At 47.1% G+C, this 21,650-nt stretch carries 22 protein-coding genes; 10 read left to right on the forward strand and 12 right to left on the reverse strand.

The genetic code is table 11. From position 1 onward, the window contains the following. Positions 1-29 precede the first annotated feature (29 nt). Positions 30-698: a choice-of-anchor H family protein gene (locus tag IEW88_RS07015; protein ID WP_053424186.1), complete on the reverse strand. Its 669-nt coding sequence runs from the start codon at positions 696-698 to the stop codon at positions 30-32. Between the two features lie 84 nt (positions 699-782). Between IEW88_RS07015 and IEW88_RS07020 the strand changes: the two genes are divergently transcribed. Then, a complete protein-coding gene (locus tag IEW88_RS07020) occupies positions 783-1,622 on the forward strand; it encodes an RluA family pseudouridine synthase (protein ID WP_053424187.1) in 840 nt (279 codons plus the stop codon). Here IEW88_RS07020 and IEW88_RS07025 read toward each other — a convergent pair. Beyond that, positions 1,613-3,592 carry a tetratricopeptide repeat protein gene (locus tag IEW88_RS07025; RefSeq protein ID WP_147903614.1) on the reverse strand — a complete coding sequence of 660 codons (1,980 nt, stop codon included), beginning with the start codon at positions 3,590-3,592 and terminating at the stop codon, positions 1,613-1,615. The genes IEW88_RS07020 and IEW88_RS07025 overlap by 10 nt on opposite strands. Positions 3,593-3,671: 79 nt before the next feature. Here IEW88_RS07025 and IEW88_RS18670 point away from each other — a divergent pair, with 79 nt between their 5' ends. Further along, positions 3,672-4,259, forward strand: coding sequence for a hypothetical protein (locus IEW88_RS18670; protein WP_229670338.1), 588 nt, complete (start codon positions 3,672-3,674; stop codon positions 4,257-4,259). After that, positions 4,223-4,495, forward strand: a complete 273-nt coding sequence (locus IEW88_RS18675; protein WP_229670339.1) for a hypothetical protein — start codon at positions 4,223-4,225, stop codon at positions 4,493-4,495. The genes IEW88_RS18670 and IEW88_RS18675 overlap by 37 nt, the downstream gene beginning before the upstream one ends. Here IEW88_RS18675 and IEW88_RS07035 read toward each other — a convergent pair. The 4 genes from IEW88_RS07035 to IEW88_RS07050 are packed head-to-tail and all read right to left on the reverse strand — an operon-like array spanning position 4,479 to position 8,996. After that, on the reverse strand, positions 4,479-5,432 hold the full coding sequence (locus tag IEW88_RS07035) for a D-2-hydroxyacid dehydrogenase (protein ID WP_147903615.1): 954 nt from the start codon (positions 5,430-5,432) through the stop codon (positions 4,479-4,481). The two genes, IEW88_RS18675 and IEW88_RS07035, sit on opposite strands and share 17 nt — an antisense overlap. Continuing rightward, positions 5,432-5,848, reverse strand: a complete 417-nt coding sequence (locus IEW88_RS07040; protein ID WP_147903616.1) for a group I truncated hemoglobin — start codon at positions 5,846-5,848, stop codon at positions 5,432-5,434. The genes IEW88_RS07035 and IEW88_RS07040 overlap by 1 nt, the downstream gene beginning before the upstream one ends. After that, the gene (locus IEW88_RS07045) at positions 5,842-6,669 is read right to left on the reverse strand and encodes a DUF3034 family protein (protein WP_147903617.1); all 828 of its coding nucleotides are present in this window, start codon (positions 6,667-6,669) and stop codon (positions 5,842-5,844) included. The genes IEW88_RS07040 and IEW88_RS07045 overlap by 7 nt, the downstream gene beginning before the upstream one ends. Beyond that, entirely contained in the window at positions 6,666-8,996 is a 2,331-nt protein-coding gene (locus IEW88_RS07050; RefSeq protein WP_147903618.1) for an EAL domain-containing protein, read from the reverse strand. The genes IEW88_RS07045 and IEW88_RS07050 overlap by 4 nt, the downstream gene beginning before the upstream one ends. Before the next feature lie 240 nt (positions 8,997-9,236). On the opposite strand from IEW88_RS07050, the gene IEW88_RS07055 reads away from it, so the two are divergent. Continuing rightward, complete coding sequence (locus tag IEW88_RS07055) at positions 9,237-11,513, forward strand: patatin-like phospholipase family protein (protein ID WP_147903619.1); 2,277 nt, start codon at positions 9,237-9,239, stop codon at positions 11,511-11,513. Between the two features lie 14 nt (positions 11,514-11,527). After that, the gene (locus IEW88_RS07060) at positions 11,528-12,268 is read left to right on the forward strand and encodes a substrate-binding periplasmic protein (RefSeq protein ID WP_147903620.1); all 741 of its coding nucleotides are present in this window, start codon (positions 11,528-11,530) and stop codon (positions 12,266-12,268) included. Here the strand turns inward: IEW88_RS07060 and IEW88_RS07065 are convergent. Both IEW88_RS07065 and IEW88_RS07070 read right to left on the reverse strand, forming a co-directional pair. Next, on the reverse strand, positions 12,265-12,708 hold the full coding sequence (locus tag IEW88_RS07065; protein WP_147903621.1) for a hypothetical protein: 444 nt from the start codon (positions 12,706-12,708) through the stop codon (positions 12,265-12,267). The genes IEW88_RS07060 and IEW88_RS07065 overlap by 4 nt on opposite strands. Positions 12,709-12,879: 171 nt before the next feature. Then, positions 12,880-13,842, reverse strand: coding sequence for a helix-turn-helix domain-containing protein (locus IEW88_RS07070; protein ID WP_147903622.1), 963 nt, complete (start codon positions 13,840-13,842; stop codon positions 12,880-12,882). Between the two features lie 149 nt (positions 13,843-13,991). Between IEW88_RS07070 and IEW88_RS07075 the strand changes: the two genes are divergently transcribed. Beyond that, positions 13,992-14,384 (forward strand): rhodanese-like domain-containing protein, encoded by a 393-nt coding sequence (locus IEW88_RS07075; protein WP_147903623.1) that lies wholly within the window; start codon positions 13,992-13,994, stop codon positions 14,382-14,384. Here the strand turns inward: IEW88_RS07075 and IEW88_RS07080 are convergent. Next, positions 14,381-14,791, reverse strand: a complete 411-nt coding sequence (locus IEW88_RS07080) for a DUF3429 domain-containing protein (protein ID WP_147903624.1) — start codon at positions 14,789-14,791, stop codon at positions 14,381-14,383. The genes IEW88_RS07075 and IEW88_RS07080 overlap by 4 nt on opposite strands. A 405-nt stretch (positions 14,792-15,196) precedes the next feature. Here IEW88_RS07080 and IEW88_RS07085 point away from each other — a divergent pair, with 405 nt between their 5' ends. The 3 genes from IEW88_RS07085 to IEW88_RS07095 all read left to right on the forward strand — a co-directional run bounded on the left by IEW88_RS07085 (position 15,197) and on the right by IEW88_RS07095 (position 16,795). Beyond that, complete coding sequence (locus IEW88_RS07085) at positions 15,197-15,982, forward strand: hypothetical protein (protein ID WP_147903625.1); 786 nt, start codon at positions 15,197-15,199, stop codon at positions 15,980-15,982. 142 nt (positions 15,983-16,124) lie between these two features. Then, positions 16,125-16,484 (forward strand): DUF4189 domain-containing protein, encoded by a 360-nt coding sequence (locus IEW88_RS07090; protein ID WP_221411376.1) that lies wholly within the window; start codon positions 16,125-16,127, stop codon positions 16,482-16,484. A 29-nt stretch (positions 16,485-16,513) separates the two neighbouring features. Next, positions 16,514-16,795 (forward strand): Ca2+-dependent phosphoinositide-specific phospholipase C, encoded by a 282-nt coding sequence (locus IEW88_RS07095; RefSeq protein WP_147903626.1) that lies wholly within the window; start codon positions 16,514-16,516, stop codon positions 16,793-16,795. Positions 16,796-16,851: 56 nt separating this feature from the next. On the opposite strand, the gene IEW88_RS07100 is transcribed toward IEW88_RS07095, so the two are convergent. Both IEW88_RS07100 and IEW88_RS07105 read right to left on the reverse strand, forming a co-directional pair. After that, the gene (locus tag IEW88_RS07100; RefSeq protein ID WP_147903627.1) at positions 16,852-19,425 is read right to left on the reverse strand and encodes a DUF2339 domain-containing protein; all 2,574 of its coding nucleotides are present in this window, start codon (positions 19,423-19,425) and stop codon (positions 16,852-16,854) included. A 134-nt stretch (positions 19,426-19,559) separates the two neighbouring features. Next, the gene (locus tag IEW88_RS07105; protein WP_185148558.1) at positions 19,560-20,384 is read right to left on the reverse strand and encodes an ion transporter; all 825 of its coding nucleotides are present in this window, start codon (positions 20,382-20,384) and stop codon (positions 19,560-19,562) included. A gap of 149 nt (positions 20,385-20,533) precedes the next feature. Here IEW88_RS07105 and IEW88_RS07110 point away from each other — a divergent pair, with 149 nt between their 5' ends. Further along, positions 20,534-20,980, forward strand: coding sequence for a hypothetical protein (locus IEW88_RS07110; RefSeq protein WP_147903629.1), 447 nt, complete (start codon positions 20,534-20,536; stop codon positions 20,978-20,980). Positions 20,981-21,009: 29 nt separating this feature from the next. On the opposite strand, the gene IEW88_RS07115 is transcribed toward IEW88_RS07110, so the two are convergent. Continuing rightward, entirely contained in the window at positions 21,010-21,630 is a 621-nt protein-coding gene (locus tag IEW88_RS07115) for a TetR/AcrR family transcriptional regulator (protein ID WP_147903630.1), read from the reverse strand. Between the last annotated feature and the right edge of the window lie 20 nt (positions 21,631-21,650).

Genomic DNA, 21,650 nt, shown 5'->3' on the forward strand with positions numbered 1-21,650 from the left:
AGCCCCGCAGCAGAGCGGGGCTTTTTTAGTTAAGAAATATTCACTTTGCGTCTGTACCAGGCTATCCCTGCCAATCCCAGCAGACCAAACCAACTAAAACTACCGCTATCCTCTTCCACTATCACAACCTGTGGTTCGTCGTATGACAAATCTTCCAATGGCAGTTCCGCTAATGCTGGTTCGTCAAAGCCGGAAATTTCGGCCAGTAAGTCGTTGTAATCGGCGTCATAAATCCGGATCACCAAGTCATAGTAAGCGGGGGGTAAGCTATGCAGCAGTTCGCTTTCTATTGAAAACCAATCTTCTGCACTAGTACCGTACAGAGTAAATACGGAACTGGTATGAATGATGACTTCAGGGGCTCCGGCACGTTTGAGCGCAAAATGGGCGTATACAGGTACTGAACTGTAGTTGGTATCTGCGTCAAAACGGACATATACGTTGTGATAAAAGCCGTTATTGTTTAAATCGGACTCAAATGAGATATCAATAGTGTCAAACCAGACGTTATTTTCGACGCTCTGGATCAGGATACCGCTGCTACGAAGTGCTGTTTTGGGTTTCGCAGTTTTTGCAATGTCCGAAGGTAACTTAAATGACTCTTTAGTGGATGCAATTTCTGCAGGCGCGGCTATCGAAACAAGGGGTAAAATAGCAGAAGTTATAACAAATACACTGACCAACCAGAATTTACGCATACACAGAGCCTCCTTAGCTTTGGTATCATTACAGGCTAATGGCCATGAATACTGGCTGAACTTATTTTTAAGTGAAGAATTATTTTGAAACTATCAAAAAAGCTGCAGATCACCACAGCACAACAGGCCATTGATGCTTTAGTTACAGCGGCACCACAGCTCAGCAAAGGTCGGCTGAAAGATGCGATGAATAAAGGGGCTGTGTTGTGGCGGCGTGGCAAGCAAAATAAAAGATTGCGCCGTGCTCAGGCGGATCTATTGCCTGGCGATAGTCTGGAGCTGAATTACGACGAACAGCTGCTGCAACGCAGTTGTGAGCCCGCTGTTCTTATCCACGAAGCCCGTGGCTACAGCGTCTGGTTCAAACCTGCAGGTATGCTGTCGCAAGGCAATGAATGGGGCGATCATCTCTCTTTATTACGCTTTGCGGAATTGTACTGGCAAGGTAAACGTCAGGTCTTTTTGTTGCACCGTCTGGACCGTGAAGCCAGTGGTTTGGTGTTGATTGCTCATACTAAACAAGCTGCCGCAGCTTTTAGTCTGATGTTACAGCAGCACAAAATAGAAAAAGAATACCGTATTGAAGTGAAAGGCCAGTTGTCCGCTGAGCTGATTACAAAAGCTGTGCTGAATTCTCCGTTAGACGATAAGGCGTGCGCCACTGAGTTTGAATTGGAGTCTTATTCTGAACAGCGTCGCAGCAGTGTAGTTAGGGTAAGGTTAATCACCGGCCGTAAACATCAGATCCGTCGTCATTTTGCACAAGCAGGACACCCGGTGATGGGCGATCCAGCCTATGGCTCAGGCAATAAAAATGAACAGGGCTTAATGTTACAGGCGGTAAAACTGAAGTTTATATGTCCTTTTCGCAAAACCGTGATGACATTTGAACTGCCAGAATCCTTGTTGCAGCTTCAGATATGAGCCAGTTGGCTCTGTAGTTTTGCGCTTAGCGAAACGCCGTTGGCCTGAACCTCTAATAAACCCAGACTAATGGCGTTAAATAAATCCTGACGTAGTTGTTCAGCCTGCCAGGCACAAGGTCGACTCTGATGACACTGATAACCCAGGTGTAATGCGCCTTTCAAACCTTGTTGCTCCGCCAGATACAAGCTGTACCACACCAGCTCTCGCAGCGCATCTAAATCCTGTTCGCAAATACGCTCTGAAAGAAGTGCATGCAGAGGCAGGACTGCAGAGTGAGCCTGATAGTCTTCAGGCAAGCTTTGTACGAGTTGATGTTGCAATTCCACAGCCTGTTGTTCTGAAGCACAGTACAACCAGAATTCCTGATCCTGTTCAACCCAGAATAACGATTGATCCAATATCAGCCTGAACCCCTCTAAATCAGTACTGACTTGTTGTATACCTTTGTTCAATAGCGCAGGCGTTTGTTGTGGCATCACCAGCAGCAAGTGTCCCTGAGTTTTGGTTCTGTGATGATGCAGCAATAACTCGGTAAAACTGCGCCATTGTGGCATTTGGACCAGTGGGCCAGAACGATTTTTTTTCTGTTTGCTCAACAGCAGTAGTAGTGTCAGGACGGCAATAGTCAGTAGAACCAGACTAATCCGCAACCAGTATTTCAGTTGAGTTTGCTGACTGAAGTGCAGCTCTTGTTGTTTTTCCTGTTGCAGCTGTAATTCAAGACTGCTTTGCAGGTTGTCCAGTTGCAGCTTGCTGGTATCGTTTAGCTCTGCCACCTCCATTTGGTTGGCTGTTTTTTCCAGTTGATAAGCTTGTTGCCATTGTTGCTCAAGCGCCGCGAGTTCTGCGCTTAATGCAAGATGCTTACGCTTTAGAAAGGCCGCCAGCTTATCCGGTTCTGGAGCTGCTTCATCCAGCATTATTTTGGCTGCACTATAGTTTTGTTTTTTGATAAATACGTTCGCCAGAAATAAAGCGGTTTCTGCTTTAATCGATTGTGCTGAAAGCTGGCTGGCCAACTGATGTGCTTTGGTCAATAACTGCTCAGATTGGTCTAAGTCAACTTGTTCCAATGCCAATTCAGATAAGCTGACATAGGCAGAGATCAACATGTAAGGATCTTCACTCTCCACTGCCAGTTTCAGTGCTTTGTTGTAGGTTGTTTTGGCGTTGTCTAATTGTTTTAAAACTAATTGACTGTCACCGCTATTAATCAGTGCATTGACCTGAGCACTTAAGCTATTTAATTGCTGATACAGCCGCGCAGCCTCGTTAAAGTACTGTAACGCCAGCTCGTGTTGTTCCAGTTTTTGATAGGCCATCCCCAAGCGCATACTAATGGACGCTATCGCTTGCTGATCACCCATTTCACTGGCAAGTGGCAACGAAGATTTAAAATATTGATAGGCCTTGCTCAGGTTGTTGTTTTGTAGATGCAGGCGTCCAAGCATGATCATGGAATTCAACTGGCGCTGTTTATCTGCAGCTTGTGTTGCCAGGGTCAGGCTTTGGGTCGCGGCTTTCATCGCAAGTTCTACATTTCCCTGTTGATTATAAGCCTGAGCAAAACTTTCCAGAATATCCATACGCAAACTACGTATCGCTGTCGTGTCCTGTTCCGGCAAAATAGCTTCTGCCAGTTTTAACTTTTCGATGGCCATCGCGGTGTCACGATAAAATACGCCATAGCTTAAAGCTTGCATCAATAAGATGCGGCCAGCCAGTTCAGCGTCAGGTTCCAAAGTCATAGCTTTATTGCTGAATTCCAATGCCGCTTCTTTATTCTTCAGGACATAATGACTGTAAGCCAATAAAAAATGCTCTTCGGCTGTTTTGGCTGGGTGCTTTAATTGTGTGTCAAGTTGTCCTTGTGGGTTGGCTTTGACTTGCTGCATTAATTGAGACAAATCTGCTGCATGAACCGAAAAAGTAACCAGTACTAAAAGAATGCTTAACGCGTGGCGCATGCAGAAGTTCTCCAAAAATAGACAACGCAGTGTAACTGAAAGAAAATCAGACAGCCAGATGAAAACGATGAGGTGCTTAGTGACTGATAATTCAGGATATTTATGGCTTCGGCAATGGCTTTTTTATAGCCTAAAAGTGCAGTTATCCAATCAGAGCGTTTGGAATGAGCAACTAAGGCGTTTAAGCGAGGAGCAGCCCTCGCAGTCATTTATTATCGGCATCAGCGGGGCGCAAGGCAGTGGAAAAAGTACACTCGCAGCCAGTTTACAACAACTATGGCTTGAGCAAGGGGTGCGCTCTGATGTGATCTCGCTGGATGATTATTATCTGGAACCAGCACAGCGGTTGGAGCTGGCACGTCTTTGGCACCCGCTCTTTGCTGAGCGTGGGGTCCCAGGGACTCATGAGACAGGCTTACTGCTTTCACAGCTTCGGGCATTTCTTCGTGGCGATGCTCAGAGTTGGCGCCGTTACGACAAAGGCAGAGACTGTATTTCAGCTTACTCTGAAAAAACAGATGCCCGTTTGCTGATCCTCGAAGGATGGTGTGTTGGGGTGGCGGCTCAAGCGGATGCAGCCTTGCTTACCAGTCTGAATATGCTGGAACAACAGCAAGACCCTGACGTGATATGGCGGCGCAAAGTGAATCAGTCTGGCAATTATTAAACCATCTGCTATGGCTCAATGCACCGGACTGGGACGCAGTATGCCGTTGGCGAGCTTTGCAAGAACTCCCTTTACAGCAGCAAGGGCTTGGCAAAAGCCCGGCTGAACTGACGCAGTTTATGTTGTATTTTGAGCGTTTGACTCGTGAGAGCTGGCAACAACTGCCGCACTGCGCCGATTTTACTCTGACGCTGGGGCAAGATCACAGCCTGCTGAACCTCATACCTGACGAATAGGTTGTTGTGCCAGAAATGCCTGCAGGTTTTCAGCCAGTTGTGCCACCAGACGTTGCATGGCTTGACGACTAGCCCAGGCTACATGAGGAGTGATGATCAGGTTGGGTATGGCGCTTTGAAGCAGAGGATGATCGGCAGCCGGAGGCTCGGTACTTAGCACATCCAAAGCAGCTCCAGCCAGAGTACCTTTTAATAAGGCTTCTGCTAAAGCCACTTCATCAATCAGTCCCCCTCTGGCGGTATTGATCAGCAGCGCCTTCGGTTTCATAAAGCTTAGGGTTTTGGTATTGATCAGTTGTGCCGTGTCTTCTGTCAAAGGACAATGCAAAGATAAGACGTCGGCCTGACGTAATGCATCTTCGAACGAGGTTCTGCCAGTACGGATCTCTTTAGCGTCCGGCCGTTCTGCAACAAGAACTCTCATGCCAAAAGCTTCAGCCAGACGAGCAGTAGCCTGACCTAAATCACCATAACCCAGCACAGCCATGGTTTTACCCGCCAGCTCTTCTATCGGCTGCAAGTGCAAACAAAATTGCGAGCTTTGACTCCAAGCGCCTTGTTGTACCGCCTGATGATAAGTCTGAATATGGTTGGTCAGTTGCAGCAACAAGGCAAACACCTGCTGTGGCACTGCAGTACCGGCATAACCCTGCGCATTGCAAACGACTATACCAGCCGCCTTGGCTGCGGCTAAATCCACCATATTGACGCCAGTTGCCGCCACCAGAATGCAGCGCAGCTCTGGCAGCGCCGCTATGGCTTTGGCATCTAATGCAACTTTATTGCTGATCAGCACTTGTGCGCCGCTGGCGTGATGCTGTAGCTGCTCAGCAGAGGTAGATGGATACAAAGTTAAACTAACGTCAGCCAGATGCAGCGGGCTTAAATCAGTGTCAGCCAAAGTGGCTGCATCGAGAAAAACAACCTTTGCAGCCATTAGCGATACACCACGTCTTTGTACATCGGGGCCAGCATAGCCAAAAATTCGTTTTGCGCTTCTATCGGCACTTGTTGTTGTTGCATGGCGCTGATGAGATGGTTCACCAGAGCGTCAAAATGGGCTTGAGTAATTTGGAATCCTGTATGGCTCTCCTGCATCGATGCGCCGGTATATTTACAGGGGCCACCAGCGAGTTCACAAAACTGTTCTATTAATAAACGGCGAAATCTGGGGATATCGGTATCAGCAAAATGATGCACTATGCTGGAATCGTGTTCTATACCAGATAAAACACCATCCACAATATTTTCGACTCCTGTTTCGCCGCCTAAACGCTGATATAAGCTGGCTTCAGGATGGTGTTGGCATGCAGTTAATACTAAGGTCGTTACGAACAACAGGTATTTCACCATGTGCCCTCCACTGATAAATAAAAGCCCGTTTGTTCGGTGAGACCGGCAATATCACCTAAATCAACATAACCGAGCACCACAGATGCATTTTTATTAATAAACCAGGCGGCAAAGACGTCACGCCAGTGTTGTTCATCAGCAAACCCCAGCTGATTAGGTTTTTGTTTAAATTCTGTCCCCAGCGCCAGATTATAATTGAGCAACAACACTGCTGAGCTTTCAAACATCAGTTTGTGGCTAACGCCTGCGCCACCAAAGCCTAATAAGCCGGCTTGATGAGCATCGGTGGAGCGAACAGTGGCATTGAGCAGCAGATTGCGGCCTGCTATGGCATCAAAAAATACTTTGCTGGCAGCCAGATACAGCTCATAACCTGAATCATCTCCGGCTCCGACCGCTGCAGGTAAAGCAAAATCACGGTTTTTCTTAAACTGAGCCCCGAGGCTTATTTGCGGCATACCAGAGTATAAAAGTTCGCCCGCGATTTTGTACTTGATCCCCAGAATGTCCTGACGCAGTTCACCACCTATGGTATCCAAGGTAAATTTTTGCCGGGCAAAGGACAGTTCCCACTGATTATTAAAACTGGCTCCTATCCCCACACTGTCCAGCGTAAAATCATCGACGCCAACCCGCCCAGCAAAGGTGTTTACCGACCACTCATCGCTACTGCTGTAGCCGTTGATCGTAGCCCAAGGCACTATGCCGCCCCCTGAATTACCTTCAACAGTGGTTGCGCCACCTGTGGCTATTACTTTTGAGCCTGCCATCAGGCTGCCACTGGCCATCAGTAAACAAAGACTGCAGAGGAGTATTTTCATTGATTGCTCTCTTGTTCAAACCAGTCAGGGCTTTTTTCAGAAAACTGTTGAAGCCATTCGCCGAAAACTTCTGAGGTTAAAGGTTTTGAAAAAAAGTAACCTTGTACTTTATCGCATTGATACTGTTGTAATTTTGCCAGTCCTGCCAGATTTTCCAGGCCTTCAGCCGTTACTTTGAGGCCTAAACTATGGGCTAGTTGAGTGGTGGCGCTGACGATCAGGGCGTCATCCTGATTGTGTTCGATGTCTTTAATAAAAGCCCGGTCAATTTTGACTTCGTGTACGGGTAATTGTTTTAAGTAAGCTAATGACGACTGACCCGTACCAAAATCATCAATGGCTAACTCAATCCCCATGTCACGCAGTTGGGTTAAAATCTGGATCACTTGTTTAGGGTCCTGCATCACAGCACCTTCAGTGACCTCTAAAGCCAGCACTGAAGAGGGCAGGTGATAGCATTGCAACAGTGCAGCTATATCTGCAGGCAGTTGCGGGTTGGTGAGATCGTGAGCGGACAAGTTCACGGCCACTTTGATCCTTTTTCCTTGCTGATACCAGAGCGCTAGTTGTGCAATAACGGTATTGAGCATCCATTCGGTCACCAGCGCTATATTGCCGGCGTGTTCTGCTAATTTTATAAATTCATCCGGTGGTACAAAACCTAGTTCCGGATGTACCCAGCGGATCAGCGCTTCTGCTGAATGGCAGGACTGTTGTTGCAGATCGACTTTAGGTTGGTATACCACAAAAAGCTGGTTTTGCTGCAAAGCGGCAGGTAAATCACGCAAAATGGTCAGCTCACGCTGGTGGCTTTCATCCTGGCCTTGTTGATAAAACGCGACTAAGCCGGGCTGATCTTTAGCATGATTAAGTGCAATATCCAGCCGTCGTATTGCATCATTGGCATGAACACTGCCGGGACTGATGTTATAAGCTCCAATGGTTACCTTCAGGCTCAATGGCGAGTCGGCCAGTAAGTACCCCGAGTGTAGTTGTAGTTTTAATTGTTCTAGCTGTTCCGCAGAAAAATAGTGGGTGTAGAGCAGTAAAAACTCATCACCGCCTAGTCGGGCCGCTAAGACAGGAGTTGGATTGAGTTGGTGTAAACGTTGGGCCATTTGTTGTAGCAAAGAGTCGCCATTGGCAAAACCTAGAGCGTCATTGATATGCCTAAAGTTTTTGATATTCAGTAGTAACAAGCCCACATTTGCCGACGGCAGTAGTTCTGCCAGTCTACGTTCGGCTGCACCTCTGTTTTTTAACCCAGTCAATGAATCATGTTCGGCCTGATACAGCAATTCAGCTTCACGACTACGAATGTCCTGCTGCATCTTATATAAAGTGTTGCCTAACACGCCAATTTCACCTTTGGCTTCGGGCAAATCTGCAGTGGTCTGGCCCTGGCCAATCTGGCTGGCGAAATTGGATAATAAACGCAGAGGTTGTGTGATGCTTCGGGCTATCACAAACGCTAGCAACAAGGCCAAGGTTAAACTGAAACCAAAAATTCCCAGTAGTTGTTGGCGGATGTCCTGGTAACTTTCCTGCCAGCGAGAACTTGGATAATGCAATACAGCCCACAGAAGTTGCTGCTTGTCTAAGGCCAGCGCCAAGGATAAAAATTTATCCTCATTGCTGCTAAAAGGTTGCTGCCTGGTTTCAACCAGACTGGGTAACAATGGCAACAAACTTTGTTGAGTGTCGGTATCTAAAGTGGAATGCAGCGTCTGATTGCCTCTGTCGCCATTGGTGGTGAAACTGATGTCCAGATCCGTGATGCCTTTGATTTGTTCTGCAAGCTGCTTATTTAAACTAAAGCCCATACCAACCCAGGCTATAGTTTGAGGTGCTTTAACTGGTACTAAAACAAACTGATAGGAGTTGCCTGCTAATACAAGTATGTCGTTGACTGTGCCTGACTGATTGCCTTTGCTTTGCAAAAACACGGATTTTACATCTTCATTATTCAGGTCCGGGCTGGTGCTGGCGAGCAGATCTCCAGCAGGTGACAATAACAACACTAAATCTGCATTGACTCTACTGCCATGATTTTCCAGTACAGATAAAATAGTTTCCTGCTCAGCAGTGGCTACAGCCCGTCTAAAGCCAAAATCACTGGCTAAGATACTGACAGAACTGCTGAGCTGGCTGGCCCTATTGTCCAAAGCCTGCAGAAACACATTCGCTGCAACTTTCAATACTTGCTGTGCCTGCTGCTCGCTGTCTTTTTTCATGGTACTTAACGTGGCGAGGCCGCTGGCTAAAGCCAGAATAGTCAATAAGCTGATAAGGGAAACTACCAATCTGCTGCGTAATGAATCGAACATTTGACCTCGTTGTGGCAGCCCAACTTGAATGCTGTCATAGTAGATAAAAAAATTCCGGGTAGCGCAACACTGCGCGCTCAACTAAGCATAAGTGAAAAGCAAAGGTCTGGAAATGTGTTTTAAAACCTTAGCAATAACTCGGTTTGCACTCAACTCTAAAGCGTCAGAACCAAAGAAAAACCTGATTATTCAATTTAGTAGTTTTACGGATAACGAAAAACAGCTCAAGAGGAGCCGTGTATGAAGGCAAAGTGGCTGCTGTGGTTATTGCCCATACTATTGAGTGAACTATCTTTTGCCGCCCAAACGGAGCATCAGCAACAGTTACCTTGCGACAAAGTCAAAAACCGTCCTTGTATTGCTTTAGTACTGGGAGGTGGCGGAGCCCGGGGCGGTGCTCATTTGGGGGTGATCCGTCAGTTAGAGCAGCAGTCAATCCCTATTGACTTGATTGTAGGGACCAGCATTGGTGCTTTTATCGGCGGGCTTTATGCAACAGGCCATAGCCCGGATGAAATTCAGCATATTCTGAATCACTTAGAATGGAGCACAGGATTTCGCGATAAAGTGCACCGGGATGAAATGCCGGTAAGGCGTAAACAGCAGCAAGATGACTATCCTATCCGTTTGGGCTTAGGTTTAGATAGTTCTGGTATCAAAATTCCAAAAGGAGTGCTGTTAGGTCAGGCCATGGCCGAGTTAATTTTAGAAGCCTATGGACCCGTATTAAATCACAGCCATTTTGATCAGTTACCCATTCCTTTTCGCGCTGTCGCGGCCGATCTGACCAACAGAGAAACGGTAGTGATGAGTCAGGGCAGCTTATTACAAGCCGTGCAGGCCTCAATGTCTATCCCGGGTGTTGTCAGACCTATGGAGATGAATGGTCGTGTTCTTGTTGATGGCGGAGTTGCCAATAACTTACCTGTCAGTATTGCGAAAGAGTTAGGCGCTGACAGAGTGATCGCAGTAGCAATCGACGCGCCGCTGCTCAATAAAGACCAATTAGATTCTGCCTTTGCGGTCACGGATCAGCTGACTAATTTTTTAGTGCGTCAGGTGGTGGATCAGCAGATTGCTCTATTGGGGACGCAGGACTTGTTACTGGTTCCGGACGTTGCGCAGATAGGGACTCTGGATTTTGAGCTGTTACCTCAATCTATTGAGGCGGGCAAAGTCAGCGCTTTGCAACAAAGTAAAGCCCTCGCCAGCTTTGCTTACCCCGAGCACTATTCACAGTGGCTGGCGGCGCACAGAGCACAACAAGAGCAAAGTATCGAGGTGGATAGCATAGAATTGGATAACCAAAGTTTATTGTCTGATCAGGTGCTGCTACAACGGCTTGCGTTAAAAGAAAACAAAATTTATGACAGCAAAAAACTCAAAGAAGGCCTGCGCCAGGTCTACGGAGTGGATACGCTGGAGAGAGCATCCTTGCAACTAGAAAAAAGTGAACAGGGAAAAGACACTCTGCTAAAGGTGCGGGCCGTAGAGAAAAGCTGGGGGCCTGGTTATCTGAATTTTCGTTTCGTCATGGAGGATGACTTCCGGAACAATAGATACTACCAGCTGGCAGGTTCTTATACGTACACCAATATCACCGATCTCGGCGCCGAACTGCACAATGAACTGGCACTGGGCACTGATAAATTTATTAGTTCAGAGTTGTATTGGCCTGTGTTTTCACCTGCCACTTTTATTAGTGCCCAAGTCCAGCGGGAAAACACTATTTTGTCGCTGGAGGATACGCAAGGGTTATCTTTAGGAGATTTATCCAACAGAGAAACAGCACTGACAGCTAAGGCAGGCTGGAACCTATCGGATCATGCAAGACTAAGCTCCGGCTGGACGAACAGAGACGGCTATTTCCGTATTCCGGGTGCTGGAGTGGAGGATTTGGGATTGACCAGACTGGGTTATGATCGTGAAGGTCCGTTACTGGATTTTGTCTGGGACAGAATGGATAACCCGGTATTTGCCAGTCGTGGCTTTCGTGTCAGTGCAAACTGGCAATGGTTGGATGACACAGCCTTTGGCCGAACTTATCGTAGCCGCAGTCACTCGATTGAAGTGCAGGCTGCCCGCAGCTTTTTTGAACGCCATATTCTGCGTACCCGCTGGCGTTTTGAAGATTACACGCCAGGCGATCCAGAGGTTGCTGTTGAGCAGTTTTCATTGGGAGGCTTATTAAATCTGTCTGGTTATCCAAAAAATTATTTATTTGGCAGTGAAGTAAAATTTGGCAGTCTGGTGTATTTATACAAAATGAGTGAAAACAGATTCAGTGTTTTTAATTCACCATTTTATCTGGGAATGTCTCTGGAAAAAGGTCAGGTTAAGGGCAATATGATCCAACTGGATAGTCTTGCCAACGAAACAGACTGGATATGGGCCAGCAGTCTGTTTGCTGGCTGGGATAGTCCTTTCGGTCCTGTGTATATGGGATATGGCAGAGCTGAAGACGATATCAATGGCACTGCCTACAGGTATTATTTATCCCTTGGGCAGAATTTTTAACTTCAGGCGCTCTTATGCACACTTTACCTGGTTTACTGCTGCTCCTGTGTTGTAGTTTTACTTCTGTAGCATCAGAGGGCGAAGCACCTTTGCTGGTGGGGTTGAGTCAGAATTCAGCACCAGAAAAACAAGGTAAAACCATTCAGTTTGAAACGGAGTTATTCCGTCAATTGCTGACAGAACTCGGGTACAAGGCAGAGTTTATCGCTGCGCCTCACGCCAGGTTGACCCGCATGTTACAAAATAAGCAGTTGGATATGGCGGCAAGACAAGGTGGGGAACCTGTTGCCGGCTTATTTTATAGCCAGCCTTATCTTGAATTTCATAATCTGGTTTTTGCCTTGTCAGACTTTCCGGATCAATTGCACAGCATACAGGATATGAGCCGTTATTCTGTCGCCAGTTTTCAGAATGCCAGCAAAATTCTGGGTACTGAATTTACGCAGGCAATGAAAATGGCAGCTTCGTTCCGCGAGGTGGTCGATCATGATCAGGCGATTGAGATGCTGCAGCAGCGGCGAATAGAATTGCTGGTGCTGGATAAGATCACTTTTTACAGGCGCTGGGCTGACAAAGGATTAAAGCCCCATCAGGTCCGTACATTTGATTTGTTTCCAACTGCTCAGCACCATATTGGCTTTACCGATGCCAAGCTGCAGCAGCAGGTGAGTCGACTTTTACAGCAATGGCAGGATTCCGGCCGGGTTGCAGAATTACAGAAACAAACCCGGCAGCATAATCAGTCGCTGAACTAGCTTTCTTCTACCAGTTTTTTAGCGGCTTCTTTAATCAGCTGTTCTTTTTGTTTTTGCAGCATTTCTAATTGCGATTTCTCCGCATCGCTCAGCTCGCCCTTTTTGTTGGTAAGGGCTTCAATTTTCTCTTCTATTTCTTCCAGCTTTTTCCTGTCTATACCCAGTTTACCGTCCAACACTTGCTGCATCAGCGTTGCTAACCTATCGGGTTGTTGCAGTGATTCGTTTTTATCCTGGTTTTGTATGCCCGATTCAGTTGAAGCCGTATTGTGTTTAGCTAAATGCTGATAGGTCAAAGCCGGCTCTTGTAAGCCGCTGGATAAACTAACTTTGTCGGCATAAGGATCGTCAATAAATACTTTATCTTTGCCAAAAGACGGTGATTGAACCAGTTGAACTTCCGGTCCCAGTGCCGGAGCCAGACCTGAAATACTGAACATATTTATCTCCAGAGCTTTAGGTTGTGGCCATAGTACTGGCCTTTTGCTTGAACAACAGCAAATTTGATGCCAAAGCGAGAGCACTGGATCTTCAGCAAAATAGCGGGGCAGTAGCTGGGCTGCGGCAAAAGCTGGCCGCTTTTGACATTTTTTTACATCTACTTTGCCACTTTACACCATTGTTCGCTGCGCTGGCTGACTGCAGCTGAACTGACGTTGATACTGGCGTGGACTTATTCCTAATTGTTTCTGAAATTGCTGGCGCAGATTCAGAGTCGAACCAAAACCTGTCAGATCTGTGATCTGCTCTATCGAATGCAGGCCTTGCTCCAGATAGTGTTGTACCAGTTGCAAACGTTGTTGTAACAGCCATTGCAGAGGGCTTAGACCTGTACTGGCTTTAAAATGCCGGTCAAAGCTACGCCTGGACATACCCGCCTTATTTGCGAGTTGTTCCACAGCTAAAGGCTGATGTAGATGCAATAAAGCCCAGTCCATGGTTGCGCTGAGTAAATTGGTTTTTTTCTGCAGCGGCTGAGCGACAAATTGAGCCTGGCCACCCTGACGGTGCGCTGAAATCACGGCTCTTTTGGCCACTTGATTGGCGATTTCAAACCCAAAGTCCCGCCGTATCACGGCCAGTCCTAAATCCAAAGCTGCGGCACTGCCAGCAGAGCAGCCAATCTGACCATCAAAACAATAAAGGACATTTTGTTGATAGCGACTATCTGGATAACGGCGCTGAAACTCATCGGCATAACGCCAGTGCGTTGTTGCTGCTTTATCTTTTAGCAGACCAAGTTCCGCTAATAAAAAAGCGCCAGAACAGAAAGAAATCAACCGGACTCCGCGCTGATAAGCGGCCAGCAATTGTTGGCGTAATGTGTCGGTTGGCTGTGGCACTGAGACAGACCAGTTTGGGATCAGAATCGTATCGTAAGGGCTTAAATCCTCAATCTGCGGCACTAATAATTGCAGACCACCAGTGGCCATTAAAGGCCCGGGAGCAAAGCTGACTATATCGGTCTGATACCAGTTAGGGTATTCAGGCCGGTTTAAAGCAAATAATTCAGAAGCACAACCGAGCTCAAAGGTTGCTACTGAAGGGCCTAATAAAATCGCAACTTTATGCATGCCTGTGCGCCGGTTTGCTTTGATACTCAGATTTGGCTTAATACTAATCTATTGTGTCTTTTAAGCCAATGGTGTGAGTTGTGTAAGCAAAGTACAGTGCTGCTGAACCTGATTTGCTTTGAACAACCATCTAGTTAGGAGCGGCCCTTATGTCATCTATGGTATCCAGACCTGCAGCAGCGGGATCAGCCCAAGCCATTGCTCACTTTAGCGCTTTATTACAATTTGAAACGGACTGCTGGGATGTACAGCATGCTATCAGCAATAAAAGACAGGATTTTGTACTGTTGGATGTGCGGGGAGAAACTGCTTATGCCCAGGGCCATCTGCCGGAAGCTGTATGTTTTCCTCACAGCCGAATTTCAGCAGACACTGTGGCCGGATACCCGGCGGACACTTTATTTGTTGTGTACTGTGCCGGACCTCATTGTAATGGTGCTGATAAAGCGGCGCTAAAACTGGCGCAACTGCAAAGACCTGTGAAGAAAATGATAGGTGGAGTCACAGGTTGGCTGGATGAGGACTTCAGGTTAATTCGTTAAAGAGACATCCAGTACACCAGGTGACAAATAACCACTACAGTGGTCAGATGATTTCTTAATCTGTTATAGGCTGGTGAATAATTGAGTTGGCTTTGCTGTGTGTATTCAAACAGCCGCAATGCGGCAAAAGCTGCTGCCAGCACAAGCAGTTGCTGCTTAGGTAACAGCAGACTGCTAAACCAGCCTGCTAAGGCAAAACTGACCACCCAGAGCGGAAAAAGCTTTCCAGAGTGTCGATAAAGCACAGGCCATAGGACCCCTGCCATAAAGGCCAGAATAATCTGACTGTAGCTTTGAAACGCGATAAAGGAAGCAGGAAAAGTTGCAAGCTGTTGCCAGAGCTGCAGGCAGGTCAGGCCGATAAAGGGCAGTAAGCCAGCGTAACCTAAAATCTGGATAAGGGACATAACAGTATTTCTTTAAGCAAATTAATTACTAATACGCAGTCAATCAGGTTCTGGATGAACAGTAAAAAAAGAGGGAGAACCACAAGGGTTTCCCTCACAAAAATCCAGGACAATCCAGAGAGTTAAAGCAACAGTTCTATCCTAATTAATTGGAATTGCGGCAAGGCGACAAGCTATAAAGTCCCCATGAGCATAGTAAAACTATGTGATTGAGGCTTTAGAGCGCAGGCAACACAGCTGCAGCTTCAATTAAGACGGATATAGACAGGGTTCGCGCTTAACTGGGGCTTATTATCCGGCTGGTCCGTGGCAAATTTATGACAAGTTGATAAAGCTTTCGCGACACTTGCCAATTGAGTCGCTTTGCGGTTGACTGTGCAGGAGCCGTTTGGTCTGGAGCAGTAGATGTTAAAAAAATACCTGCAGCAAATCCGTCAGGGTAAGCCTGTGCATTACGGCCGTATGCTGGAGTTGTTGCCACCGCTGTTTTATCAGAAAAAGTCCGAGATGTTTAAGGTGCGGCAGTTAGGCTCGGGTCGTTGGCAGGTTAATATCTTATCTGAAGCTTTGTTTAGTCAGCTTGAGCAGCAAGCGCTTAAGCCGGCATCACGCAAAGAGGCGGCTCAGATTGGTGACTCGCATCAGGTCAATACCTCTTTTGGTTACCAACTGGTGTATCACCAGTCATGTCTGAATCGACAACCTGAAGTGGTGGTGTTGGACGGCACCAATAAATTCCAGAGTTATCAAGCGAAACCTACCTTGTTACTGATTGAAAACGAAGAATGTTTTTTCCGTTATGCGGATCTCTTGCCTGTCTGTGGTCAGATGCTGGCGCTGGATTTTTCTTTGCACACTACCGACATTGGGTTTGCCTCTGGCAGTAAAGCCAGTTCAGCCTTGCTGATGCCGTTTTACCAGCAGTACCAGCAAATTTATTGCGCCTTTGATTTTGATGCTGCAGCGTTAGAGCTGTTTGATTTGTTAAAGCAGCGCTTAGGCGACAAACTAAAATTTGTTACACCAGCAGATTTCAGCCCATGGCAGGCGTTGTTTAACAACAAACCCAAGCACCCTAATCAGTTGGAAAAAGCCCTGGAGTTAGCAGAAAAACATCATTTTTATGGTTTGTTGGATGCGTTGCAGCAAAAGGGCTGCTTTTTGGAGCAAGAGGCGCTGTTAGAAATATAACGGCTTTAGTGGTGAGATCTGTCGTAAGCAACTACAGTGTTCAGGACGCAACAGGCAGATTAAATTCGCTGTAAATCAATAAGCTGTGTCTGTTATTGGGCTTTGTGGTTACTAGGTATAACTATTAAGGGGAAATCTGGTTATGTATAAAAATATGCTGTTTGTTTTTGTAGTGATGATGTTTAGCTCTTTGGCTCAGGCCGCCGGTGCTTTAGCTATTGATGAAAATCAGGGCGATCAATATGGTTTTGCCTATGACTATGCTTCAATTTCAGAAGCTTCAGAGAGAGCTTTAGCAGAATGTGGTGGAAACTGCAGTGTAGTGCAGGTATTTGAATCTGGTTGTGCGGCTTATGCTGCTGACCAAACTGCAGGCAGCACCATTTATGGTTGGGCGACCAGCAGTGATGGTGGCGATGCTCAATCTCAGGCGTTGCAGTACTGTTCAAGTTATGGCGGTAGTCAGTGTATGGTACGCAGCTGGGGCTGCAATTCACAGTAAATCGGGCGCCAGACAGTCCAGAGGCCGCTATGCTGCTGCAAAATCAGCCAGAGCAACAGTGTGATGCCATAGAAAAGCTGGTGCAACAGGGCTATATAGTGCGCATCCGCAGTGATGAATTTCATCCAACAGCCTATTCTATTGCAAGACGGGATACGGCTTTGCGAAGTGCTGCTCAGATTGTTTCCACCGACTTTTATCCACAAGCGCCACAACAAACACCTGATGGCAAAGCGGTGCAATTTCCGGATCAAAGCCTATGGCGTTGTCACCCTAAATTAACCGATAGCCCTTGCGTGGTCTCAGAATAATCTGCAGAGCCTGAGCACAACTTTTTTGTTTGCTCAGGCTCTGCTTAGGTTTACCGCTATGAAGATACAGTATCGACGTCTGATTTTTGTAAACGCTGAAACAACCAGCCAAGCATGACCAGGCTTAAACCTAAACCAATAAAAGATAAGGCTCTAAGGACCCCGGTTAAGTCGTTTAAATCCACCACAAAAACTTTCAGCACCACAACACTTAACAATACAAACCCTGCTTTACGCGGTCCACTTTTGTTTTGCCATTGTGAGAGCAACACTGTAGTGATGGCGATGGTTAAAAACACCAACGAATAGCTGTATTGCTCCGCCACTGACGTCGGCAAGCTCAGCAGTAGTTGCCCTTGTTGCCAAAAATGTCGGATAGCGCCAGTCAGGTACAAAGTGCCACTGCCTAAAGCCAGATAAAGGGCTGCTTTTTTTAAGCGAAGCTTTAATGGCAAGCGGCTAAACCCCCAAAAAATAACGGCAGGTAAACCCCATAACAGCAGCAACAGATTTAGCACAGGCACAGAACCTAAAGACTGAGTATGCCAGAACGGGTTTTCTTCAAGGCTAAGTTCTAAATGCGCCAGACCGACCAGTATCACTAAAACAGCGGCTGCCGCCCGGTAAAGTGGTGCTGTGCTGCCTGCTTTACCGCTGCGCCACTGATAAATCCATGCCATCAGTAGCCAGTTAAAGGCCTGAATAGTCAGGGTGTTAAAGTTCATATCAGTAAAATCAACGACACCGTTATTGAGCCAGTACTGGGTTTGCACTGTGATAAATACAGCCACCAAATGCAGTAACGCTCCCTCCAGATAGCTTCGAAGTGTGGTGCTAAACCACAAGTACCAGCTCAGTGCAAAACAGAGCAGAGCCACAGGGTAAACCACAAAAGACCAGTGCACCCCCAATAACAGCTCGGTTTCATAGTGTCCAATCAGAGGGGCCGTTGTTAAACGTACCAGTACGGCAGCCACTATCAGTTTGATGAGCCAGTGCGGCACAGGCATGTTTAATCGGATACCTAGCAGCGTCAGCAGCACCAGTTGAACGGCGATAGCTAAAGTTAAAGCTGCATCGGAAAGCCACAAGGTAAAACATAAAGTCAGTGCAAAGTTAGCTCCTGCCATCTGAATAAAGGCAGCAGCTTTGTGGCTGGTTTTCAGCGCCATCGCACTTTGAGCCGCAACCAGAAGCAGCGCTAAAAAAGTCCAGAACAGTTGCAACTGTTGCTGTATTTCAAGGCTGGCCTGGGCATGACTCACTCCCAGTATCAGCACAGGCAATAGGGCCAATGCACTGCTCCATTGCAAACGCTGTGGCCACTTCAGTGCTACAGAGCAAAATGGCACTGCAAATACAGCCAATAACAGCAGATGTTGTTTTAGGCTGGCACTGCTGGTGGCATAAGGGTCTGCGGATAATCCCAAAGGTTCTAGTATCAGCCAGCAAAGGGCCGGCAGAAAGCTCAGCCAGATCAGTAGTTCTGACTTACTGTCTGTAGCTGCGCAGCACAGCATCAGTAGGATAAGCACAACCAGGCCTGTGAAACTGACGATATCTGCAGTGTCGAACAATGAACAGCATGCCACCACCAAAAGCGCCAGGCTCAATATCAGCGTCCGGTTCAATGGCCACCAACTGCGCATGGGCTGATGGGTAAACTGCATATGTTGGGCTTTAACACCAATACGGGGTAACCAGACCAGCATCGCAAAACTGCCACAAAGTACCAGCCAAAACGCCCACAACTGATGTGAACTAGCTAGCCAAATCGCGGCAAAAAGCCATAACAGATGGGCAGACATGGGCAGCCACCATAGCCAGGGGCGTTTCACTTTTTGTTCGACCAGTACTGAAGATGCGGTGACCAGTGAAATATAAGCCAATAAGGCTGGCACATTGCCTGAGTCCGTGGACACCAGCACTGGCACTGCATAAGCACCCACAATGCCAATCAGTGCTAATAATGGGCCTTGTCGCAAGGACATCCAGGACGCAGACAACGCAACAATGGCAAGGAGTGGAAAAGCAACAGCAGGGCTAATCAGTTGATACCAATCCAGCGCTACCAGCACAGCTGCATAAAGGCTGATAAAACCACCACTGGACAATGCCGCTGGTGCATAGTTGTTCAGTGCATGGCCCTGACTACGTCTATGCAGCCATTCACTACCGATAATCAAAGCCAGACCAAAGATTGCTCCGGACGCGCTGCGTAAGGCCGGAGATAACCAACCAGCGTCCAGTGAATGTTTGACTAAAAAGATGCCTCCCAAAGCCAATGCCAAAGCGCCTACCCAGACCATGCCTCTTTTAATCAGCTGTTGTTCTATCCAGCCAGATAGAGCAGAAAATAAATCGACAGGGGCAGCTTTAGTCTCTGTGCCTGCTGAATAAGTAGGTTGGGGTTGAGGTAGAACGGCTAATGGGTTGAGTGGATTCAGCTCCGAAGTGCGCTGTTCTGCCATAACTGGCACGGCTTTAACAGAGGCAGGAGCTGAGCTTTTTAGTTGTTTTTTCAGCTCAGCCAGTTCTGATTTTACTTTTTGTAACTGTACTAAGGCGGTGATGCCACAGGCTGCACCAAGCAGCACAGCAAACAGAGCTAAAAATGCCAGAGCTGTCATAAGTCTGGCCTTTTAGTTCGGGTCATCAGAGAAACAGCAAACAACATCCGGGCACTCCATTGTATAGATAGGCAACTTCACAATAGCCTCAGCTGAAATAGGCCGCAACCTCAATGTGCAGCCCGTGACGATGCTTAGTGGTTGCGTTGTTTTAGTTCTGATCGCAAGGCCTGTAATTCCTGCTGGATCTCTTTGAGTTGCTGGTGCATAAGCTGTTGTTCTGCCTGCTCTGCTTTTTTATCTTCAGCCCGCTCTGCCGCATGCTCCTGCTCGGTAAAAGTTTGCATGGTGTTAACGATAATGGCGATAAAAAGGTTCAGCATGGTAAAAGTAGCGATCAGGATAAAAGGCACAAAAAAGGCCCAGGCATAAGGATACTGTTCCATCACAGGGCGAGAAATCCCCATGGACCAGCTTTCTAATGTCATCACCTGAAACAGAGTATAAAAAGATGCACCAAGAGAGCCAAACCATTCAGGGAAGGCACTACCAAATAGCTTAGTGGCGATGACAGCGAAGACGTAATAAATCAGCACTAAAACCATAGCTATAGAGCCCAAACCAGGTAAAGACCCCAGCAAGGCCGAGACCACGCGGCGCATCGAAGGCACAATAGATAATAAACGCAATACCCGCAGTACCCGTAAAGCCCGCAGCACCGAAAATTGTCCTGTGGCTGGCATCAGGGCTATAGCGACTACAGCAAAATCAAACAAACTCCAGGGATCTTTAAAAAAGCGCAAGCGATAGGCGAAAATCCGTAGCAGTAGTTCCAGCACAAAAACCGACAACAGGATCTTGTCTGCAACTAGGATCACGGTACCAAAGTTTTGCATCAGTGCAGCTGAAGTTTCCAGGCCAAGTAAAACCGCGTTAATTAATATCAGCACTAAGATACTGTGACTAAACCAGTTTTTCTCCACCAGTTGTTGCACCTTATGTTGCATCTGTTGTTTCATTTTTCCCTCTGAGTATGCAAAATTATGCCGCATTGTATCTGTCGCTTTGTGAACTTGGTAGCTGGCGTTGAAGCTCGGTTGTCAAAAGAATGTCTCTCATACTGGCTTGTATTTTGCTTGGTCAGCCTGAGCTAGGTAAGGACATTTTTATGAAACTGGACAACAGCAATCTTTTTGAAACCTTAAGTCAAATCCGCTCTGGTCAATATTCTGCTCTGTATGCAGCTGTCGCGAAAAGGGAGCAACAATCTGTCGCTGCTCCAACTGATCAGACTGTGGACAAGGGGCAAGTAGGGGATGGTAAGACCCTGACCTTTGATCAGATGAGCCGCAAGCAATTATCCGACTGGCTGACCAAGGGCCTGGAAAGCGGAAAAATTCCGGCTGATCAGGAACAGGCATTTCGGGTTTTGCTGTATTCAGGGAAAACTGAAAGTTCTGCTGAGCAAAGCGCTGCAGATACTACTGCAGTCGATTTTATGGCCAAAGCCAAAGAAGCATTACAAAGTGCGGTGCAGCGCAACGATACCCGCTCTATCCGGTTTTGGGCCAGTGCTATGGCTACTATGAATCAGGATCAGGGCAAAACAGCCTAAGGCAGTACCAGACTGCCCTAGTAAAACTGTTATTCAAAAGGTGACAATAAAGTCCGTAGCGCAGGGCGCAACGCCAGTAAGATCGTATCTTTTTGTAGTTCAGGATACAAAGTACGGCGTATCGACAAGCCACCTATCATGGCAAAAATCACGTTAATACGGGCATCCAGTTCTTTGTCTGTTGCATCTTTGACCAGACTGCGTTCACCAGTTAACAAGCGGCGCATCCTGGCTCTGGCATGGGTATCGGATTGTTGCATCAAAAACGCCACTTTTTGATTACGGGCTGCTTCTGCCAGCATCTCCAACTCTAGTGCATTTTTTTCTTTATCTATATGCCGTTCAACACCATGATCTGCACCATCGAGCATAATGGTCAGCAGATCACCAGGATCGTCTTCGAACTGCTGGAATATAGAAAACATCTCTTCCATATCACGCTGAATAATAGCTTCGATAATGGCTTCTTTGCTGTCGAAATAGTTGTAAATGTGACCTGCGCTCATCCCTGCGGTTTTTGAGATCTCCGCCATACCAGCACCATGGTACCCCTTGCGGCGAAAACACTCCGCTGCCGCTGTCAGTACCTGATTTCTCCGCGCCGCTGCCAGCGCAGGATCTGTATGTCTTTTTGTGATTTTTTCTGTCATAGGGAACTCCGACACCGGGC

Origin of the sequence: Rheinheimera tangshanensis (assembly GCF_014645135.1) — a bacterium.
Classification (GTDB): Bacteria; Pseudomonadota; Gammaproteobacteria; order Enterobacterales; family Alteromonadaceae; genus Pararheinheimera; species Pararheinheimera tangshanensis.

Bases quoted from the DNA above. Each gene is read 5' to 3' on its own strand.
- IEW88_RS07015 (WP_053424186.1), bottom strand. From the start codon at position 698: ATGCGTAAATTCTGGTTGGTCAGTGTATTTGTTATAACTTCTGCTATT.
- IEW88_RS07025 (WP_147903614.1), bottom strand. From the start codon at position 3,592: ATGCGCCACGCGTTAAGCATTCTTTTAGTACTGGTTACTTTTTCGGTT.
- IEW88_RS18675 (WP_229670339.1), top strand. From the start codon at position 4,223: ATGGCGGCGCAAAGTGAATCAGTCTGGCAATTATTAAACCATCTGCTA.
- IEW88_RS07035 (WP_147903615.1), bottom strand. From the start codon at position 5,432: ATGGCTGCAAAGGTTGTTTTTCTCGATGCAGCCACTTTGGCTGACACT.
- IEW88_RS07040 (WP_147903616.1), bottom strand. From the start codon at position 5,848: ATGGTGAAATACCTGTTGTTCGTAACGACCTTAGTATTAACTGCATGC.
- IEW88_RS07045 (WP_147903617.1), bottom strand. From the start codon at position 6,669: ATGAAAATACTCCTCTGCAGTCTTTGTTTACTGATGGCCAGTGGCAGC.
- IEW88_RS07050 (WP_147903618.1), bottom strand. From the start codon at position 8,996: ATGTTCGATTCATTACGCAGCAGATTGGTAGTTTCCCTTATCAGCTTA.
- IEW88_RS07055 (WP_147903619.1), top strand. From the start codon at position 9,237: ATGAAGGCAAAGTGGCTGCTGTGGTTATTGCCCATACTATTGAGTGAA.
- IEW88_RS07060 (WP_147903620.1), top strand. From the start codon at position 11,528: ATGCACACTTTACCTGGTTTACTGCTGCTCCTGTGTTGTAGTTTTACT.
- IEW88_RS07065 (WP_147903621.1), bottom strand. From the start codon at position 12,708: ATGTTCAGTATTTCAGGTCTGGCTCCGGCACTGGGACCGGAAGTTCAA.
- IEW88_RS07070 (WP_147903622.1), bottom strand. From the start codon at position 13,842: ATGCATAAAGTTGCGATTTTATTAGGCCCTTCAGTAGCAACCTTTGAG.
- IEW88_RS07075 (WP_147903623.1), top strand. From the start codon at position 13,992: ATGTCATCTATGGTATCCAGACCTGCAGCAGCGGGATCAGCCCAAGCC.
- IEW88_RS07080 (WP_147903624.1), bottom strand. From the start codon at position 14,791: ATGTCCCTTATCCAGATTTTAGGTTACGCTGGCTTACTGCCCTTTATC.
- IEW88_RS07085 (WP_147903625.1), top strand. From the start codon at position 15,197: ATGTTAAAAAAATACCTGCAGCAAATCCGTCAGGGTAAGCCTGTGCAT.
- IEW88_RS07090 (WP_221411376.1), top strand. From the start codon at position 16,125: ATGTATAAAAATATGCTGTTTGTTTTTGTAGTGATGATGTTTAGCTCT.
- IEW88_RS07095 (WP_147903626.1), top strand. From the start codon at position 16,514: ATGCTGCTGCAAAATCAGCCAGAGCAACAGTGTGATGCCATAGAAAAG.
- IEW88_RS07100 (WP_147903627.1), bottom strand. From the start codon at position 19,425: ATGACAGCTCTGGCATTTTTAGCTCTGTTTGCTGTGCTGCTTGGTGCA.
- IEW88_RS07105 (WP_185148558.1), bottom strand. From the start codon at position 20,384: ATGAAACAACAGATGCAACATAAGGTGCAACAACTGGTGGAGAAAAAC.
- IEW88_RS07110 (WP_147903629.1), top strand. From the start codon at position 20,534: ATGAAACTGGACAACAGCAATCTTTTTGAAACCTTAAGTCAAATCCGC.
- IEW88_RS07115 (WP_147903630.1), bottom strand. From the start codon at position 21,630: ATGACAGAAAAAATCACAAAAAGACATACAGATCCTGCGCTGGCAGCG.